Below are 18,942 nucleotides of genomic sequence, written 5' to 3' on the forward strand. Positions count from 1 at the left end.
TTTGTATGTTGATTTATATGATCTTGTTCAATTGGTACAAACAATATAACCTATGGGGGAGGAAACAAAGTGTATATGAAAAAAAGTTTATCTATTTTCATCGCATTTGTTTTAGTAATCAGTTTACTTAGCTCAAGTTTTATGAACATCAGCTCCGCGGAGGAACAAACATTTATTGAAACCTTAAGCAACGCAGATGCACCAGGTAATACCTATGCAGACGGATCATTTTTAGGTGATAATGATATCGCATGGTCTTATATTTCTGCACGTGATGAGTCAGGGTATGGCATTGATGGAAACGGTTTAATGTTAAGGAATGCGGAATCTAACAGCAGTATCGTGTCAGAAGTGATTACAGGCGGCATTCATTCGTTTTCAGTAAATCTTAAAAAAGGGTTTACTGGTGCAGGAAATCGTCAAGTTGAATTATTTATAAACGGAGAATCAAAAGGGACATCAGAGGCATTTGATGATACAGATGTTCATACATTTACAGTTGATGAAATCAATGTAGCTGGGGATGTAGAAATTAAAATTGTAAATACAACTACAAAACAAGTTGTAATTGACAACATTACTTGGACAAGTTTTGATGGTCAAATTACGCAGGTTTCTTCTGTAAAGGCTCTACCAGCAGTTGGTGAAGTAGAGGCAGGAACAGAAGTAACATTGTCTACTTCAACTGCAGATGCTCAAATCTACTATACAGTAGATGATTCTGAACCAACAAATGAGAGTACTTTATATGAGAATCCGATTTTAGTAGAGGATTCAGTAACAATAAAAGCAGTTGCATATAAAGATGGACTTGATCCAAGTGAAATTGCAACATTTGATTACACTGTGAAACCACCATTAGCTTTAAGTAACATAACCGATGTTAGAAGCAATGTTGGATTAGAAGCTAAGATTCAAGGGATTGTGACTGCCTCTTTTGAAGCAGGTGGAAAAACAAACTTATATGTACAAGATGAGACAGCCGGAATCATCGTAAGAGGCAGTGGGTTGTCTGCTTCAATTGGAGATAAAGTCTCAGCAGAAGGAACTGTTAGTGAATATTTCGGAATGTCCCAATTTGAAGTAAATGAAGTGGTTGTTGTAACGGAAGGTGAGGGTACACCCGAACCTCAAGTTGTTACTTCATCTGATTTAACAAGTGAAAACGGTGAGGCTGTAGAAGCTGAGCTTGTTACAATTAAAAACATTACAATTCAAGAAGTAGATAACTTTGGTAACTATACAGCAGTTGATGAAAACGGAACATTCAAATTATATCCAGAAGATGAAAGCTTATTGGAAGTAGGAAAAACATACGAACAGATATCAGGTGTTGTGAACTACAACTATAATGAATATAAAATTGTACCGCGTTTTTCAGTAGATGTTATTGAAGAATTCTTTACAGTGTATGCTCAACCTGGATCAGGAAAAATTGAAAAAGGGAATACTGTAAGTCTAAAAACGTTTGTTGAAGAAGGAACAATTTACTATACGTTAGATGGAACAAATCCAACGACTGAAAGTAATGTGTATGTTGATCCTATTCAAATTAACGAAGACACAACAATAAAAGCCATTGTTGTAGAAAGCAGCAACGTAAGTGATGTTGCAACGTTTGATTATACCGTAGTTTTACCTTTGGATTCATTATCTATTCATGATATTCAAGGTGTAGGACACACTTCTTTATATGAAGGCTTAGTAGTAAAAGATGTGATTGGAGTAGTAACTCATGTAAATGGAACTTCCGGTTTTTATATTGAATCAATTGAAGCTGATGATGATATTCGTACTTCTGAAGGAATTTATGTGTATGTAAGAAATTCAGCTGTAAAAGTTGGAGATTTAGTATCCGTCACTGGTGGAGTAGTGGAATATAGAGAAGATGGATATGACGATGCTGCAGATTTATTAACGACTCAAATTAGTGCAAATTCTGTTCAAGTTATTGCAATGGATCATACAATTCCAGCACCAGTAGAACTAGGTGTGGATCGTGAAATCCCAACTTCTGTGATTGATAATGATGGGTTTGATGTCTTTGACCCTGAAGAAGATGGTATTGATTTTTATGAAAGTTTAGAAGGTATGAGAGTTGTGATTAATGATGCATCCGTTATAGCTCCACCTAAATATGATGAGATTCCAGTTGTACTTGAAGGATTTGTGGATGCAAACCGTACACCAAATGGTGGAATTTTAATTACAGAAGACGACTTAAATCCTGAACGCATTATGGTGAAAGTATCCAATGAACCAAATGTGAAGGTTGGAGATCGTTTTGATGGAACTATAACAGGGATCTTTAGCTATGATTATAGTAATTTCAAGCTTTTAGCGATTGATCAATTACCACAAGTGGTTGATGGTGGTGCTGAACGTGCTGTGACAACAATTCAACCTACTGAGGATAAATTAACAGTAGCTTCATATAATGTTGAAAACTTCTCATTAGAAAGTGGACAAGAAAAAATTGATACGATTGCAGAATCTATGATCACAAATTTAAATACACCTGACATTATTGGACTAGTAGAAGTTCAAGATAATGATGGACCGACAGATAGTGGTGTTACAGACGCTAGTGAAAGTTATAAAGCATTAATTGAAGCGATTGAAGCTCACGGTGGTCCAACTTATGAATTCACTGAAATTGCTCCTGTTGATAAAACAGATGGTGGACAGCCAGGTGGGAACATTCGAGTAGGATATATCTACAATCCAGAACGAGTAAGTCTTGTTGAAAAAGAAGCGGGAGACGCAACGACTGCAGTAGGTTATGATGAAGATGGATTGACTTTTAATCCAGGTAGAATTGACCCTACAAACGAAGCGTTTGAAAGCTCTCGTAAATCATTGGCAGCAGAATTTGAATTTAATGGTGAAAGAGTGATTGTGATTGCTAATCACTTTAATTCAAAACGTGGAGACGGTGCTCCATTTGGTAGTGATCAACCTGTTGTTTTAGGAAGTGAACCACAGCGTTTAGAGATGGCAGCAGTGATTAATGGATTTATTCAAGATGTATTATCTGTAAATCCTGAAGCAAACATTGTTGTATTAGGGGATATGAATGATTTTGAATTCTCGAATCCTTTAGATGTTCTAAAAGGAAATGAATTAGTAAATATGATTGACGAACTTCCTGCGGAAGAAAGATATACGTATAATTATCAAGGAAATTCACAAGTATTGGATCATATTTTGGTAAGTGAGAATTTAGTTGATTTTACAGTTGCTGATATTGTAAATATGAATGCTGATTTTACTGAAGAGCATGGACGTACAAGTGACCATGACCCTGTTATGATTCAAATTGACTTTCAAGATCCTGTTGGGGAACTAACGAATGATTTTGAAGATTTGAAGAATGGTGATGCTTCAACTCAGGTTGTTGCAGAACAAATTGTATCTCAAGTAATTTCTGAAGAGTTTACACCAAGTGATATAAGTTCTCTATTAAAAGAAGTGTTTTTAACTGGCGTTTCTGATCATGTAGGGATCAAACATGTAGAAAATACAACCGACCATATTGAAAGAGATTTAGAACGTATGTTAAAAGACTTAAATAAAGCAAACAAAAAGAACTTTGATCAAGATAAGTATGTGAAATTAGTAGAAAAAGAACTAGCGAAACTTCTTAAGTAATAGTGTTAATATTAAAGTAAATATTTTCTAGAAGCTCCCTGAGCTCTACTATATAGAGTTCAGGGTTGTTTTTTTCCTAAAATTCCTTATAATTCGCTGTTGAAATCGATACCAATTTCATTTACAATATCATTAGAGAGAGAAGATAGGTTCTTCAGAACGACTGAATATATTTATTGTCATATTTTTCAGAAGATTTTCATAACTATCAATGAAAACGATTGCAAATATTTTCGAAAGTAGAATAGGATTCGTATTTATCGTTTTCATAATATTGGAGGTGGTACATAGATTCATGAAATAAGCTAACATGTCCTTAAACCTAATATAAGTTTTTTGAAAATACTGAAAATATATCTAAATATAATAAGAGAGGTGTAATGATGTTTAATCAGAAGAATAAAAAAACTCGTTCATTTACAATGTTGTCTTTAGCCTTTATATTAATTTTTACTAGTGTAAGCATGAGTACTTCTATGGCAAGTGGAGAAACGGTTGAAGTTTGGGTAACAACACCAGATCAACAAAAATTGCTTGAGAAGGACAGTAACCTTCAATTCTCATCAGATACAACTGCTGCGGATATACATGTAGATGAAAATATAGAATATCAAGAAATGGATGGATTTGGAGCAGCTGTTTCTGGCTCTTCTGCTTATTTACTTAATCAAAAAATAGATTCTACTCAAAGAGAGAACATTTTAAAAGATTTGTTTGGAAAAGATGGGATCGGTCTAAGTTTTGTAAGACAAACGATCGGTGCGTCTGACTTTAATCGATCGAGTTATACTTATAATGATATGCCAGAAGGTGAGACTGATCCAAATTTAGATCAATTCTCAATACAAAAAGATAAAGAAAATATTATTCCTATATTACAAGAAATAGATTCTGTTAATCCAGATCTGAAAATATTAGGAACACCATGGAGTGCCCCAGCTTGGATGAAGGAAAGTGGAACACTAAATGGCGGTTCTTTAAGTCCAGATCACTATCAAACTTATGCTGATTACTTTGTGAAATATATTGAGGCATATGAAAATGAAGGACTACCAATTTATGCTATTACGGTTCAGAATGAACCACATCACGAAACAAATAGTTATCCAAGTATGTATATGTCAGCGGAACAGCAAGTCGAATTTGTTAAAAACTATTTAGGTCCAACATTTGAATCTCAATCTGTGAATACAGATATCATTGCATGGGATCACAACTGGGATGAGTTTGAGTATCCAATCCAAGTATTAAATGATGAAGAGGCAAATGCATATCTAGCTGGAAGTGCCTTTCACTGTTATGCAGGTTCTCCAGAAGCTCAAACAGCAGTTCATAATGCATATCCAGACAAAGGGATATGGTTTACTGAATGTTCTGGTGGTGAATGGGCAACTGAATTTGGTGGAAACTTGAAATGGAACATGGAAAACATCGTAATTGGTGCGACACGTAACTGGGCTAAATCAGTTTTACTATGGAACTTAGCTTTAGATGAAAATTTTGGCCCTACAAATGGGGGTTGTTCTGATTGTCGTGGTGTTGTAACGGTGAATTCAGAAACAGGAGAAGTTGTTAAAAATGTAGAGTATTACGTATTAGGTCATGTTAGCAAATTTGTAAAACCAGGTGCAAATCGAATCGAATCAAATGTGAATAGTGACGTTCAGAATGTTGCCTTTAAAAATCCTGACGGCTCTAAAGTATTGCTAGCCATGAACAACACGGAAGCAGAAAAAGAATTTAAAGTAAGATGGGGTGAGCAATCCTTTGCTTATACACTTCCAGCTGGCGCGGTAGCTACATTTGTTTGGTCAGGTGAGCAAGTTGGAGATAGTGGCAATTTTGAATTGAATCCGTTTGAACAAGTAGAGGCAGAGAATTTCAGTGATATGAGCGGAGTGCAAACGGAGTCTGCCAACGATGCAGGTGGTGGATTAGTTGTTGGACATACAGATGATGGTGATTATTTAGTTTTTAATAATATGAATTTTGAAAATGGTGCAGAAAGTGTTGAAGTCAGAGTAGCAACTGAAGCAGTAGGGGGTCAAATCGAATTTAGACTTGGAAGCCCAACAGGTACGTTAATCAGTACAGTGGATGTTCCAAACACAGGTGGTTGGCAGTCTTGGGTAACAAATTCAGCTTCAGTTTCAAGTGTAGAAGGTGTTCATGATTTATATGTTGTCTTTGCAAGCGAAAACGGCGGTATTGGAAACTTCAACTGGTTTAAGTTTAATGAGACTATACCAGAAGAAACCGAAATAAGCGCCTTTGAAAGAATTGAAGTAGAAAACTATGATGTTTTATATGGCATACAAACAGAATCCGCGAACGATGCAGGTGGTGGATTAAATGTAGGACATACAGATGATGGAGACTATATTGGATTTAACAATGTGAATTTTGAAAACGGGGCAGTAAGTGTGGATGCCAGAGTATCTACAGATTCAGATGGTGGAGTGTTAGAGTTTAGATTAGATAGTACGGATGGTACTTTAATCAGTACACTCGAAGTTACTAAAACAGGTGGTTGGCAATCTTGGGTGACAAAATCAGCGGATGTATCTAATGTAGAAGGTACTCATGATTTATATATTGTATTCAAAAGCGATACGGGTGGAATCGGTAATTTAAATTGGGTTACATTTCATAAAACAGACATTGAACAACCTGAAATCAATGCTTTCGAAAAAATAGAAGTAGAAAATTATAATACCCAATATGGTGTTCAAACTGAAAATACAAGTGATGAAGGCGGAGGTCTGAACGTAGGTCATACAGACAATGGAGATTATATTGGATTTAACAATGTGAATTTTGAAAATGGTGCTGTAGGTGTAGACGTAAGAGCAGCAACAGATTCAGAGGGTGGTACGCTTGAATTCAGAGTAGACAATCCAACAGGTGCTATTATTGGTACCGTTGAAATAACAAATACAGGTGGATGGCAAACATGGGTAACTGAAACAGCTGAAATTTCTAATGTTACAGGTGTCCATGATCTATATGTAGTGTTCCAAAACGGGTCAGGTGGAATTGGAAATATCAATTGGATTAAGTTCTTTGATACAGCTGATGTAATAAAGGGAGAATTGGAACAATTCAAAGCTGAGGATAAAACGGCACAGGAAATCTCTGAACAAATTATTAATGAAGTAGTGTTAGGTGTAGTGGATCCTAATAAGATAAATATGTTATTGCAAGATGTATTTTTAGAAGGAGTTACAGATCAAGAGACAGAAATCCATGTAAATAACATCGCTGATCATATTGAAAGAGATTTGAATCGTATGTTAGAAGACTTAAACAAAGCAAATAAAGATTTTGATCAAAATCAGTATGTGAAATTAGTAGAGAAAGAATTAGAGAAATTATTGAAAAAAACTTAAACAATTTTGCAGTAAACTTTCACTATTATAGATATGACTGGAGCAGCTCAGAAACTGAGCTGCTTTTATTTATTATGGAGGCCCCTATATTTGAAAACGATTCCAAAAAAAGCGGTATAAATTAAATAAGACAACATATGTTTATATAGAAATCGATTTCAACTGAATGTATTAATTTAATATGGGAGAGATGTATATGAGTTTTATGAGAAAAATGTTCATATCATTGTTGGGAATTTCATTAATAGTTCCTCTAACTGCATTGAATATGGGACTTGCAGCTGATGAAATTGTGGAGGTTTGGATCACAACACCAGATCAGCAAAAGCTGTTGCAAAAAGAAAGTAACATTCAATTTTCTACAAATTCAGGACCAGCAGGAATAACGATCAATGTGGATGAAACGATAGAATATCAAGAAATCGATGGTTTTGGCGCTTCTGTTACCGGTTCATCTGCATACCTGTTAAACCAAAGTTTAAACCCCTCACAGCGCAATCAAATTTTAAATGATTTATTCGGAAACGATGGAATCGGACTTAGTTTTTTACGTCAACCTATCGGGGCATCTGACTTCAACTTATCCAGTTATTCATATAATGATATGCCTCCGGGTCAAACCGATCCTAACTTATTCAATTTTTCCATCCAACAAGATGAAGTGAATATAATCCCTATTTTGCAACAAATTACAGGAATTAATACAGATCTCAAAATATTAGGAACACCATGGAGTCCTCCAGGATGGATGAAAGATAGCGACTCCTTGCATGGTGGATCTTTAAAACTTGAACATTATCAAGCACTTGCCGACTATTTTGTAAAGTTTATAGAAGCATATGAAGCAAAGGGTCTTCCGATCTATGCCATTACAGTCCAAAATGAACCTTACCATAATACAACCAGCTATCCTAGTATGTACATGGAACCTCTGGAGCAAAGAAACTTCATTAAAAATAATTTAGGTCCTACCTTTCAAAATCAAAACATTGACACTAAGATCATTGGTTTTGATCATAACTGGAAATATGTTGATTATCCATTAGAATTATTAAATGACGCAGATGCTAAGCAATATATGGCAGGTACTGCTTTCCATTGTTACGAAGATCCTACCGATCCGGGGCTGCAATCTGTAGTGTATAATGCACATCCCGATAAAGGGGTGTGGTTTACAGAATGTACTGGTGGAACATGGGCCGAAGATTTTGGTGGCAATTTACAATGGGAGTTATCTAATTTATTCATAGGTACGACACGAAATTGGGCTAAATCAGTGACACTTTGGAATTTAGCATTGGATCAAAACAATGGTCCAATAAATGGTGGTTGTGGCACTTGTCGTGGAGTGATTACAATCAATGATCAATCAGGGGATATTACAAAAAATGTAGAGTACTACGTTTTAGGTCATTTTAGTAAATTTGTAAAACCTGGTGCAAAAAGAATTGAATCGAATCAAACAGAAATTGAAAATGTAGCTTTTAAAAATCCAGATGGTTCAAAAGTTTTAATTGCACTAAACACAGCGTCTGATCAAAGAACGTTTAAAGTGAATTGGGGATCACAATCGTTCAATTATAACCTGCCTGGAGGAGCAGCTGTGACCTTTAAATGGAGTGGTGAACAGACTGGTGGTGGTGATCCTCAACCAATCAATGCATATGAGCAGGTTGAAGCAGAAAACTACTCTTCTATGATAGGTGTGCAAACAGAACCTACAAGTGACATAGGCGGGGGATTAAACGTAGGTTGGATAGATGATGGAGACTATATTGCTTTTAAAGATATTGATTTTGGAGTTGGAGATGGAGCCACAGCAATGGAAGCAAGGGTAGCTTCTGAATCACAAGGAGGATCATTTGAAATTAGGTTGGATAGTTCCACTGGAACGTTAGTCGGTACTATGGATATAAACAATACAGGTGGATGGCAAACATGGGTTACGAACACTACTTCTATCTCGGGTGTTACAGGAATACATGATGTATACTTTGTGTTCAAAGGTGGATTAGATGAGGGGATAGGGAATTTGAATTGGTTTAAGTTTACAAAAGATGTTATTGTTCCACCTGATCCATCACTTATTGATGCTTTTTCACAAATTGAAGCGGAAGAGTACACAACCATGGATGGTGTGCAAACAGAATCCACAAGTGATGTAGGCGGAGGGTTAAATGTAGGTTGGATAGATGACGGAGACTATATTGCTTTTAAAGAAGTAGATTTTGGTAATGGAGATGGAGCCGCTGGTTTTGAAGCTAGAGTGGCATCAGAGTCAGATGGAGGAAGTGTTGAGTTAAGACTAGGCAGCATTACTGGGCAATTGATTGGAACTCTTGACGTCTCGAATACAGGAGGGTGGCAATCTTGGGTAACAAGCAGCATATCTGTTGAGGACACTGCAGGTGTACATGATTTATACTTGATATTTAAAGGAGGTTCATCCATTGGCAATTTAAATTGGTTTACATTTACTGAATCCTTTACTCCTACTCCTATAAACATCAAAATAGAAGCAGAGGATTATACAACAATGAATGGAGTACAAACAGAATCCACAAGTGATGTAGGCGGAGGATTAAATGTAGGCTGGATTGATGGTGGAGATTCTCTTTCTTATTCGAATATTGACTTCCAAACAGGGGTAACAAGTGTGGATGTCAGAGTAGCTTCAGAATCAGAAGGAGGAGTGATTGAATTAAGAGTAGATCAAATAGATGGTCCCGTAATTGGAACTGTAAGTTTTACCAATACAGGAGGATGGCAAAATTGGGAGACAAAGACAACTTCTATACAGAGTACATCTGGCATACATGATGTATATCTATTATTTATAGGTGACTCCGATTTAGGAAATGTAAATTGGATTGAGTTCAAAGAATAGATAAAATACGGAAGAAATAGATTGAATAGTACAACATATTTTCAAATGATTAGCATATCATGTTAATGGAGGATGTTTTATCCTCCATTTCTTCTGTTTATTCAACAAAAAGTACACTTTTTTTATAGATATGTTAAAATAAATGTGACAAATAAAAACAGAAATCGATATCAAATTATAAATTGTGTTAAATAGTATCAATGGGAAGAGGAAGAGGTAGATTTTTATGACTAACAAAATTAAAGATGTATCCGCAAAAGCAGGCGTGTCTCCCACAACCGTTTCGAGAGTATTAAACAATAGTAAACTAGTAAATGAAAAAACGAAACGAAAAGTATTACAAGTAATAGAAGAAATGGGATACATTCCAAATGCCTCTGCGAAAAACCTGCGCTCTAAAAAAACTATGACCATTGGTGTGATTGTCACAGATATTTTGGTGTCGTATAATGCGGATATTATTAAAGGGATTGAAAATATGGCAAATTCCCTTAACTATAAAATTATTATTTGCGATGCACAGGATCAAAAAGAAAAAGAAATAGATTATTTAAATTTATTATATAATCGCACAATCGATGGGATGATACTAGTAACATCTACTTTATCCGATCAAGAGATTATTAAAATTGCTGAGCAAGGTTATAACGTAGGTGTCATTGGGAGAAATATTGATCATGATTTAGTATCTTGTGTATATAATGATAATGGAAAAGCAGTACAAGAAGTGATAGATCATTTAGTAGAAAACGGACATAAAGAAATTGCATTTATTAGTGGTTTAAAGGATGCAGTTGACAGTTATGAACGTTTAGAAGGTTTTATTTATGCATTGAAAAGAAATAATATATCATTTAATCCTGATCTTGTTGATAACGGAGATTTTTCAGAGTATGGAGGATACCAAGCTATAAAAAGAATGATTGCAAAAGGACAGTCTTTCACTGCTGTTTTTGCAGCAAATGATGAGATGGCTTTAGGTGTATATAATGCTTTTAAAGAACTAGACATTAAAATTCCAGAGCAAGTAGCTGTTATCGGGGTTGATAACATAAGAGTATGTAGTTATGTTAGTCCTAGATTAAGTACGGTTGCACAGCCCAAGTATTCTATGGGGGCACTCATGACAGAAAAATTAATAGATCAAATGAATGAAAATAAATACACCTCTTCTAGAACGTTCAAAGTTTCATCTACTCTCTTGATTCGTGAATCTTCTGATTATAAAATATAGTTTTACAGATTAGATTTTGCTCATTTAAGGAAAAATGATTAATCATTGGATTAATTGTTTTTCCTTTTTCTATGAAATTTACGTTATTTTTTTCCTTTTTTAAATATTAATGCAACTTTTTATAGAAAAGTGGGTCTAATAATACTGTGAGACAAGAAAATGTACTTTATAAATGAAATAATAAATAAACAACTGAGAGGATTGAAGTGAAACATGATCAAAAAGTCGGTGGCTATGCTGTTGGTTTTCGCACTATTAATTTCTTCTGCTCCAATGGGCTCCTTAGCGAATTCAACAACAACAACACAAATTATATTATATTTAGATAAAACAGATGCTTTTGTAAATTTAGAGGTTGTTAAATTAGATACAGCACCTACTGTAGTGAATGGAAAAACGTTCTTACCAGCTAAATTTTTAGGAGAAGCATTAGGGTTTAATGTACAGTGGATTGATGAAACCAAAACAATCATTATAGAACCAACGGATTCTTATATAGAAATCAATCTAGAAGAAAAGACGGTATTCCAAGATGGAACAAAACTTTCTTTTAACGATTATGTGTATATAGATGAGGGAAGATCATTAGTACAGATGGGTTGGATACTTAAAGAACTAGGTGCTTTATATCAATATGATAGCGATGAAAGAAAAATAGAAATCAATTATCTTTCTCTTCCTTCAAGCATATCGAATCGAAATCCATCAACTCCAGTGGCTAGATTTACGTTTGGAAAGCCTCACTATCGGATTGGAGAACCCATCAAATTAGTGGATTTAAGCTACGATCCTGATGGAGAAAATTTAAGCAAAAGCTGGACAGGGAAAGAGGAAGTATACTTCAAATCTGGAACTCATCCGATTACTTTAACTGTTACAGATACTAGTGGAAATGTGAGTGAAGCTTATACAAAATATATTACAATCGTTGATGATGTATATTTATCACAGTCAGAGTATCCATTGTATTTTCAAAAAGAAGGAACTTCCTTTCAGACCAATTTGAGTTTAGCGTCATTAAATCAAATTCCACATGAATTAGAATATGATTTTGATAGAAAACTGCTTGTTAGTGATAGTCCTGAAGTGATTAAAGAGCAGGGGATTTTATATCAAGACACGATCGATGGAAAGGCTCGTTTATATGCAAATCATATCAATGGGATGCAAGAGAATGTAACATTTGCTATATTGGCAACGAATGAAACTGATGAAGATATTAAAATTACAACTACGAATAGCGGAGAAGTCATGCCGACTCCTTTAGTTAATTTGATGGGGCATATTGCTTCAGTAGACTTTTTGTTGGATGAAGATCCAGATTCTTACAATGTAGTAAAAGCGAATGAAACGATTTTTTATAAAATATATCCTGACTTTCTTCCTCAGTCTGGTGTGAACACTTTTTACGATATTCAAACCGATGGGGAGTTGACATTTTCATTTGTAGCCATGGAAGATGCAGATATAGATGAATTTGAAGATGGGGACTATGATCCACTTGATTACGATGGGCATGTTCGTGGAAGCTTCCCGGCATCAGACATTTATATTGAGGCAAATCCTAGTGGTAAGCCGTTAACTGAGCCTTATCGTTTATCCATTGGAGATGAGAATGTGTTACCTTATCTAGAAGGATATGATGAGTTAGATAATGATCGAGAAGAAGTAATAAATAAAGGGCATTATGGTATGACCTATAATATTACTATTGATAATCCTGGTGAAGTTGTAGTGCTGCTTCGACCAAGAGGAGGGGCTTTTAAAGGGCCAATGAAAATCAATGGAGAATTAATTATGGCACCAACTTCAGGAGTACTTACACATTTAAGCGGGGTATACATTCTTAAAAGAACTACAGGGTATGAAAAAACATTAGACATTGAATTAACCCCACCTGCTGGTTCAGCTTTCCCAGTAGATCTTATCTTTTATCCATTAAAAGATTTAAAGTAGAGCATCAAACTTAAATGAAAATTTCTAGATAAAAAAGAAGGGAACAATGAGTTCCCTTCTTTTTTGATAATTATTAAGCTAATATTTCATTTAATTTTTCTTGGAAGGCAGGAACACCTACACGATGAACATATTGATGGAAAGTTTCTTCCTCAGAACGATTATCATTGTAAAATTGAATAAGTTTTTCCAACACAGGAGCAACATTGTCCCCTTTAACTCTTCCTTTTAACTTTTGGTTGAATTCACCAGCTCCATCCAGTGTACCTCCAACGGCAAGATCAAATGCGTCCACCATACCTTCTGGTGTCTTCACAAGTGAGCCTTGTAAACCGATATCAGCTATATGTTTTTGACCACAGGAGTTAGGACAACCAATAAAGTGAATGCGAACAGGTTCTTCCATTTCAATGTGTTCATCCAAATATTCAGCAACATCCACTGCTCTTTGTTTCGTTTCAACAATGGCAAGATTACAAAATTCATTACCAGTACAAGATACAGTACGGCTCATAAATCGTTTAGGATTTGGTGTAAGTCTTTCTAATACTTTTTCTTGCAATAATCCTTCAACTTTTTCATCTTTAACACCAGTAATGATTAGGTTTTGTGCCATTGTAGAACGAAGAGTTCCATCTCCATATTCATCAGCTAAACGAGCTAATTCTGTGAATTCTTGTGCATTTAATCTTCCTACAGGAAGGTTTAAACCTACGAAGTTATAACCCTTCTGTTTTTGTGGATGAACCCCATCAAAGTATGCTGCATTCCAGGCTTGAGTTTTATCTTCACCTCTTGTTGGAAGTTCACCGTATTGCTTTACTAATTCCTCGCGGAATTTGTCTACGCCCCAGTCTGCAACTAAGAATTTAATTCTTGATTGATGACGTTTTGCACGGAAGCCGTTGTCGCGATAAATGATGGTGATTGCTTCTGAAATCTTTAACACTTCTTCAGGACGTACAAAAATATCAAGCTGTTGTGCTAAGAATGGTTTGGCAGATAAACCTCCACCTACCCATACATGGAAACCAATGACTTCTTCTCCATCAATCACTTTTGTTGCAGGTGTAAAAGCTAAGCAGTTGATTTGTGCGTGTGCTGTATTGTAAATATTAGATGAGATGGACATTTTATATTTTCTAGGTAGGTTAGAGAAATCTCTATTCATTAAGAAAAAGTCATTCACTTCATTCACAATATCCGTTGTATCTATTAATTCATTAGGGTCAATCCCTGCTAACGGGTTACCAACGATCGTTCTTGGGCAATCCCCGCATGCTTCAAATGAATACAAACCTACATCCTCTAAACGTTTAAAGATGTCAGGTAAGTGTTCAACCTTTAACCAATGAAACTGAATGGCTTGTCGAGTAGTAACATCAACTAGGTCACGTCCATAATCATGTGCGATACTGGATAATGCACGAACTTGATCAGTAGTCATAATTCCTGAGTTGATTCTAACACGCATCATGAAATGTCCGTCTTTTGGTTTTTGCTCATAAACCCCAGCCCATTTAAAGCGAAGCAATTCATCTTCAGGAATGGATTCATAACCTTCATTTGCATATTTTTCAATAATGGTACGTATGATATCCAAACCGTCTTTTTCTAACTTTAGTAACTCTGTTTTATTTAATTTAGATGGGTCATCAGCCCACTTAGCTTCATAAGCCATTTTATTTCCTCCTAATTCGATAATTCCGATAAATTTAGTATGATTAATCTTTTATTTGATAGTACCATATTAGACAATAATCGTAAATCAGTAAAGAAACAATTAATTATAAATAATAATTATAAATAACATAGGGAAAAATTATGATAAATCCGAGTCATTCAAAATTTGTGATCTGAATCGTGACAAAGTTGTTAACTTTTTATATAATGACTTGTATACCGAATGGAACAAAAGTATTATATAATTAATGTGTTATGTGTAAAAAAGGGGGTACCTTGATGTTTCTTGCAGAAGAAGTCGTTGAAAATGCGGGTCAATTTGCTTATTTTGACCTTATCATGATTTTATTTTCAGTGATCGTCGCAATTGGGTTCGTACGTTTAGTATTAGCTCGAGATAAAAATATATTTGCGATTGGTTTTACGTCAGTTTGTTTAGTTATTTTTCTTTTTACGGATTATCTAATTGTAAGAGCTTGGTTGGGTATTCTTTAAGTTAATGAATTGAAAATACATAAAAAACACTCTTTTTAGAAGGGGTGTTTTTTTTCGTGAAAAAAAGTAACTTAAAATAACGAATATTAGTTTAGATGTAAGCTGAAAATCTATTTATTTTCTATATCCGTCATGGTAAAATGGGAAAAAGGTGTAGAATCCATGATTTTCATGGGATGAGTGATAAGTTATCAATTTAAGTTAAGCGCTTACTCAGTTTGTGTTGATCATGAAAAAAGATTCTGCTGCTTTTAAGAATAAATTATAGTGGGGGATTTCCATGAAATTTGATTTACACACGCATCATGAAAGATGTGGACATGCAAAAGGATCTATACGTGAATATGTTGAAGCAGCTATCGATGGAGGGCTTAAGGTTATCGGTATTTCTGATCATTCCCCTTATTTTGCTCATGAGGAAGATCGTCCTAACCCTCGTCTTACAATGGCTACCAGTGAATTTAATACATATGTAGAAGAAGTGCTGAGCTTAAAAAAAGAATATGAAGATAAAATTGAAGTTTTACTTGGGATGGAATCGGATTTTCTGCCTGATGTTGCACACGTTTATAGAAGGGTACTGGAATCTAAACCGTTTGATTATATTATTGGATCAGTACATGATGTTGAAGAAATTCGAATTTTTGATCGCAATCGTTGGAAGGGTTTAAATGAACAAGAGCAAATAGAGTTGAAGGAATTATACTATGATCTCATCGAACAGTCAGCTCGCAGTGGGATGTTTGATATATTAGGTCACATTGATGCTATGAAAGGGAATTATCCTGAATTTTCAAATATTCCAACCCACCGTATAGATACTTCACTTAAAGTAATCTCTGAATGTGATGTTGTTATTGAAATTAATACATCGGGTAAAAGCAAAGATGTAGGTGGTTGGTATCCATCCGATGAGATTCTAGAAAAGGCTTTGTTTTATGGAGTTAAAGTAACCTTTGGTTCTGATGCGCATGTTCCAGCAAGTGTAGCTGATGAATTTGAGAGGGTAAGTAAGCGTCTGAAAGAAATAGGATTTAAAGAATGGGCATGTTTTAGGAAAAGACAACGTTATATGATAGAGCTTTAAATGAAAAACACAATGCATATGAAATGAACCCAATTTCTGAGAGTCAAAATAGAGTATATTCTAACAAGGATAATTTGAAAGTGAGTGATTTTATGTGGAAAAGGGCAATTGAAGATGCTGTAATAAAAACAAAAATGAATGTGGATCGATTTGGTGATATGATTCCACATGTCAGTGAAAATGATAAGTATCATCTGAATGATAACAAACAATGGACATCTGGTTTTTGGACAGGGCTACTTTGGCTTTCTTATGAGTATAGTAAAGATCCTGCATTGAAAGAAGCTGCAAAGAAATGGACCAGAAGCTTCAAAACTCGTCTGAATGATGAAAGTAGAACAAGGACACATGATATTGGTTTTTTGTATTCTTTGTCAACTAAAGCACATTGGTTGAATGAAAAAGATGAGGAAGCAAAACAATTAACAATACAAGCAGCTGAAACATTGTTAAAACGATGGAGACCAAATATCCAGGCCCTTCAAGCTTGGGGTCCTGAAGGAGACACAAAAAATGGTGGGAGAATCATTATTGATTGCCTTATGAATCTTCCTTTATTATATTGGGCAACTGAGGTGACTGGTGATCCAAAGTATAAAGAAATTGCAGAAATTCATGCCGAGCAAAGTCGTAGGTATTTAGTGCGCGGTGATGATTCATCTTATCATACCTTTTATTTTGATCAGGAAACAGGAGATGCAGTACGTGGAGGTACACACCAAGGGTATCTTGACGGTTCTACATGGACGCGTGGGCAAGCTTGGGGTATCTATGGTTTTGCTTTATCTTATCGTTATACTCGCAATCCTCTATTTCTAGAAACCTCCAAAAGAATGGCCAAGTACTTTTTTGATAGATTACCAGAAGATGATGTTGTATATTGGGATTTTGATGTAGAGATAAATGAGGATACGAAAAGAGACAGCTCAGCTTCTGCTATTGCTTCTGCGGGAACATTGGAGTTAATGACTTTCTTAGATGAACATGATCCACTCAAGCAATATCTTAAGGATTCAGTTCATAAAAGCATGTCTTCTCTCGTTAACAATTATTCAACGATAGGTGAAGAAGCAGAGGGTTTGATTAAGAGAGGATCATATAGCGTGAGGAGCGGAAATGCTCCAGATGATTTTGTCATATGGGGAGATTATTATTACCTAGAAGCACTTCTACGATTGGAAAAAGGAATTACAGGTTACTGGTATGAAAGGTAATATTAATATACTTGTCATGAGAGGTGCTGCAAATGAGAGAACCTGCGGTTACAAGACAATATTGGCTTGATGTTTTATGCCAGATTTCTGAACCTGTTCTTCACCATTTATCTAATCGAACACTGAAACAAAACATGCCCGTCATTAGCGGGTTTTATAAAGAACGTGATCGTATACTTTATACTTACCTTGAAGCTTTAGGAAGATCTTTAGCAGGAATGGCTCCTTGGTTGGAGCTCGGACCTGGGAAAGATATTGAAGGAAAACTGCGACAACGTTTTGCGAATTTAGCACGAGAAGCTATTGATGCGGGAACAGACCCAGATTCACCTGATTTTATGAATTTTGGATTAGGGAATCAACCTATTGTGGATGCAGCTTTTCTATCTCATGCTATATTGCGCGCTCCTACAGAATTATGGGAGAAGCTAGACGGATCTGTACAAAATAACCTAGTGAGAGCTTTAAAGTTAACTCGTTCACGTAAACCTGGATTTAATAACTGGTTATTATTTTCTGCAATCATTGAATGTGCTTTATATCGAATGGGAGAAGACTGGGATCGGATGAGAGTGGATTATGCCCTGAGACAGCATGAGCAATGGTATAAAGGGGATGGAGTGTATGGGGATGGTCCTGAGTTTCATTGGGATTATTATAACAGTTTCGTAATCCAACCGATGTTATTAGATATACTTGATACTGTTGGTCATAAAGAAAAACATTGGATAGAGCTCATAGAACCTGTTAAACTTCGTGCACAGAGATATGCAGAAGTATTGGAGAGGATGATCTCACCTGAAGGGACCATTCCTCCAATTGGAAGGTCACTAGCATACCGTTTTGGCGCATTACAGCATTTAGGTCAAATGGCGCTTAGAGATGAATTGCCTTCTTCTTTATCCATGGCTCAAGTAAGATGTGCGATGTCCGCTGTTATAAACAGAATGATGGAGTTTCAAGGGAATTTTGATAAAAACGGCTGGTTGCAAATTGGCTTCTGCGGCAGTCAAATGGAATTAGGTGAGCCCTATATTTCGACAGGGAGTCTCTATTTATGTTTAACTGGATTATTACCATTAGGGCTTTCTGAGCAGCATGCATTTTGGACTGATCCTGATGAAGAATGGACTTCACAAAAAATATGGTCAGGAAAGTCAGCTCCGATGGATAAAGCTTTGTGAATTTTTTTTCTTTTTAATTGTTACGTTTGTAGTTTTCCTAGGATATTAGTTTTACTTCTTCAAAACCATAGTATATAAAAAACATCCCATCCACAATAAGTGGTTTGAGATGTTTTTTGTTTGAGAATCATCATTCGTTGCTAACATTGGATAGGCAAAACA

10 protein-coding genes are annotated in these 18,942 nt (G+C 35.5%); 9 read left to right on the forward strand and 1 reads right to left on the reverse strand.

Annotation, left to right across the window (positions count from 1 at the left end; translation table 11 throughout):
* The first annotated feature begins 75 nt into the window (after positions 1 to 75).
* The 5 genes from Q5Y73_RS17620 to Q5Y73_RS17640 all read left to right on the forward strand — a co-directional run bounded on the left by Q5Y73_RS17620 (position 76) and on the right by Q5Y73_RS17640 (position 13,117).
* Positions 76 to 3,651 (forward strand): DUF8508 domain-containing protein, encoded by a 3,576-nt coding sequence (locus tag Q5Y73_RS17620; RefSeq protein ID WP_305993251.1) that lies wholly within the window; start codon positions 76 to 78, stop codon positions 3,649 to 3,651.
* A 383-nt stretch (positions 3,652 to 4,034) separates the two neighbouring features.
* A complete protein-coding gene (locus Q5Y73_RS17625) occupies positions 4,035 to 7,040 on the forward strand; it encodes a carbohydrate-binding protein (protein WP_305993225.1) in 3,006 nt (1,001 codons plus the stop codon).
* Positions 7,041 to 7,236: 196 nt separating this feature from the next.
* The gene (locus tag Q5Y73_RS17630) at positions 7,237 to 9,927 is read left to right on the forward strand and encodes a carbohydrate-binding protein (protein WP_305993226.1); all 2,691 of its coding nucleotides are present in this window, start codon (positions 7,237 to 7,239) and stop codon (positions 9,925 to 9,927) included.
* Between the two features lie 226 nt (positions 9,928 to 10,153).
* A complete protein-coding gene (locus tag Q5Y73_RS17635; RefSeq protein ID WP_305993227.1) occupies positions 10,154 to 11,161 on the forward strand; it encodes a LacI family DNA-binding transcriptional regulator in 1,008 nt (335 codons plus the stop codon).
* A gap of 213 nt (positions 11,162 to 11,374) precedes the next feature.
* The gene (locus Q5Y73_RS17640; protein ID WP_305993228.1) at positions 11,375 to 13,117 is read left to right on the forward strand and encodes a stalk domain-containing protein; all 1,743 of its coding nucleotides are present in this window, start codon (positions 11,375 to 11,377) and stop codon (positions 13,115 to 13,117) included.
* A gap of 73 nt (positions 13,118 to 13,190) precedes the next feature.
* Here the strand turns inward: Q5Y73_RS17640 and Q5Y73_RS17645 are convergent, their stop codons facing one another.
* Complete coding sequence (locus Q5Y73_RS17645; protein ID WP_305993229.1) at positions 13,191 to 14,798, reverse strand: nitrite/sulfite reductase; 1,608 nt, start codon at positions 14,796 to 14,798, stop codon at positions 13,191 to 13,193.
* A 281-nt stretch (positions 14,799 to 15,079) separates the two neighbouring features.
* Here Q5Y73_RS17645 and Q5Y73_RS17650 point away from each other — a divergent pair, with 281 nt between their 5' ends.
* The 4 genes from Q5Y73_RS17650 to Q5Y73_RS17665 all read left to right on the forward strand — a co-directional run bounded on the left by Q5Y73_RS17650 (position 15,080) and on the right by Q5Y73_RS17665 (position 18,780).
* Positions 15,080 to 15,295 carry a hypothetical protein gene (locus Q5Y73_RS17650; protein WP_305993230.1) on the forward strand — a complete coding sequence of 72 codons (216 nt, stop codon included), beginning with the start codon at positions 15,080 to 15,082 and terminating at the stop codon, positions 15,293 to 15,295.
* 280 nt (positions 15,296 to 15,575) lie between these two features.
* Positions 15,576 to 16,382: a histidinol-phosphatase gene (locus tag Q5Y73_RS17655; RefSeq protein ID WP_305993231.1), complete on the forward strand. Its 807-nt coding sequence runs from the start codon at positions 15,576 to 15,578 to the stop codon at positions 16,380 to 16,382.
* 92 nt (positions 16,383 to 16,474) lie between these two features.
* On the forward strand, positions 16,475 to 17,596 hold the full coding sequence (locus Q5Y73_RS17660; RefSeq protein ID WP_305993252.1) for a glycoside hydrolase family 88 protein: 1,122 nt from the start codon (positions 16,475 to 16,477) through the stop codon (positions 17,594 to 17,596).
* 32 nt (positions 17,597 to 17,628) lie between these two features.
* On the forward strand, positions 17,629 to 18,780 hold the full coding sequence (locus tag Q5Y73_RS17665) for a DUF2264 domain-containing protein (protein WP_305993232.1): 1,152 nt from the start codon (positions 17,629 to 17,631) through the stop codon (positions 18,778 to 18,780).
* Positions 18,781 to 18,942 lie beyond the last annotated feature (162 nt).

Source organism: Chengkuizengella axinellae (assembly GCF_030730905.1).
Lineage (GTDB): Bacteria > Bacillota > Bacilli > Paenibacillales > KCTC-33759 > Chengkuizengella > Chengkuizengella axinellae.